The organism is Mycobacterium sp. (assembly GCF_047975165.1).
Lineage (GTDB): Bacteria > Actinomycetota > Actinomycetes > Mycobacteriales > Mycobacteriaceae > Mycobacterium.
The window spans coordinates 1-1,938 of record NZ_JBKECZ010000172.1 but is presented as its reverse complement, the minus strand read 5'-3'; the positions used below and the strand labels follow the sequence as shown (position 1 = coordinate 1,938).

Genomic DNA, 1,938 nt, shown 5'->3' with positions numbered 1-1,938 from the left:
GCGCGACTTCAACTCGCTCGGCTCGCGGCGCGGCAACCACGAGGTGATGATCCGCGGGACGTTTGCAAACATCCGGCTGCGCAATCAGATCGCACCGGGAACCGAAGGTGGATTCACCCGGGACTTCTCCGCTGATGGTGAGGTCACCACGGTGTTCGATGCCGCCCAGAACTATCAGGCAGCGGGTACGCCGCTGGTGGTACTGGCAGGCAAGGAATACGGTTCTGGTTCCTCGCGTGACTGGGCGGCCAAGGGCACCGCGCTGCTCGGGGTCAAGGTCGTGATCGCCGAATCCTACGAGCGCATCCATCGATCGAACCTCATCGGCATGGGCGTGCTTCCGTTGCAGTTCCCCGACGGGATGAGTGCGGATTCGCTGGGTCTGACCGGTGAGGAGACCTTCAGTGTCAGCGGGATCACCGAACTCAACGAGGGACGCACCCCGGCGACAGTCAAGGTGAAGGCCGCAGACGTGCAGTTCGATGCGATAGTTCGGATCGACACCCCCGGTGAGGCAAACTACTACCGCAATGGCGGCATTATGCCGTACGTCCTGCGTTCCCTCCTCTGAGATCGCTCACACTGGCCCACGTAGAGGGCGGTGAGTAGGCGTCGGTCTCCACCGTGATTTTGGACGCTTACCCACCGCCCCAGGCCTGAGCAGAGGAGCCAGCGAGGTGGTGGAGCCATGACCATTCACTCAAGCCATCCTTTTCACCCGCCGGAGGGGTCGAAGGATCTGTTCCGTCGGCTGCGGGGCCGCCTGGCCGCGCCGGTGACCATCCTGGCCGCTGACTCGGCATCGGGTCCGGTTGGCCTGACCGTGTCGTCGATCCTGCTGGCCGATGGGCCAGCACCGGTGCTGGTCGCGCTGGTGGACCCGGACTCAGACCTGGGGGAGTACCTCGAGTTGGATCGTCGGTTCACCATGAACGTGCTGCAGGCCTCAGACGACTATCTTGCCGAGGCCTTCGCGGGTCTTGCGCCGGCGCCGGGCGGGCCCTTCACCATGGGTGACTGGGAGCCCTCGAGCGCCGGGCCGCGGCTGGCGGGGCGGGCATCGGTTGCGGTCACGGTCAGCGAGATCGGCAGTTGCGGCTGGGCCAAGCAGATTGTCGGCGCCATCACCGACATCGAACTCGCCGATGGACCTGCCCTGATTCACCTACGCGGCCGCTACCACGCCGCCGACTGACCAGGACTTGCGACGAAGTGGTGACTGGCTTCGGCACCAGTGCGTGGTTGCGGCGTGGCGATCGGGTCGGTCCTTCGGTTCGGTTGGTGCGTCCTCGTTACGATGGGGCAATGGCGCGTGTTCTCAGTACCGTCTCTGGCCCGGCAGACCTGCGCGGGCTCGATGATGAGGCATTGACGGACTTGGCCAGCGAAATCCGCGAACTGCTGATCAGTTCGGTGGCCAGCAACGGTGGCCACCTCGGTCCCAACCTGGGAGTGGTCGAACTGACGATCGCACTGCATCGGGTCTTTGAGTCACCCTCGGACAAGATCATCTGGGATACCGGCCACCAGGCCTATGTGCACAAGATGCTCACCGGTCGGGCCGACCGCTTCGCCGCGCTACGCCACGCCGATGGCTTGTCGGGCTATCCCTGTGCTGCCGAATCACCCCATGACTGGGTGGAGAACTCCCATGCCTCGACGTCGCTGTCCTATGCCGATGGGCTCGCCCACGCACACACGCTGCAGGGCAGCAGCAACCACGTTGTCGCAGTCATCGGTGACGGGGCGCTGACCGGTGGGATGGCCTGGGAGGCGATCAACAACATCTGCGCAGACAATGACCGACGAGTGGTGATCGTCGTCAACGACAATGGGCGATCGTACACGCCCACCGTCGGCGGGCTCGCCAATCGACTGACCGAGATCCGCACCAATCCGCGTTATGAACCGGCCTTGCATGCCATCAAGGATCGCTTG

General features: G+C 64.3%; 2 protein-coding genes and 1 pseudogene. All 3 read left to right on the top strand.

Features of this window, described 5'->3' with window-relative positions; genetic code table 11:
* A pseudogene (acnA, locus tag ACK5M9_RS16285) lies at positions 1-571 on the top strand (aconitate hydratase); the annotation flags it as partial.
* A gap of 117 nt (positions 572-688) precedes the next feature.
* Complete coding sequence (locus ACK5M9_RS16280) at positions 689-1,195, top strand: flavin reductase family protein (RefSeq protein WP_416894177.1); 507 nt, start codon at positions 689-691, stop codon at positions 1,193-1,195.
* 110 nt (positions 1,196-1,305) lie between these two features.
* On the top strand, positions 1,306-1,938 hold a 633-nt coding region (locus tag ACK5M9_RS16275), incomplete at its 3' end, for a 1-deoxy-D-xylulose-5-phosphate synthase N-terminal domain-containing protein (protein WP_416894176.1).

Excerpts from the sequence above, each read along its gene's own strand:
- ACK5M9_RS16280 (WP_416894177.1), top strand. The coding sequence starts at position 689 with ATGACCATTCACTCAAGCCATCCTTTTCACCCGCCGGAGGGGTCGAAG.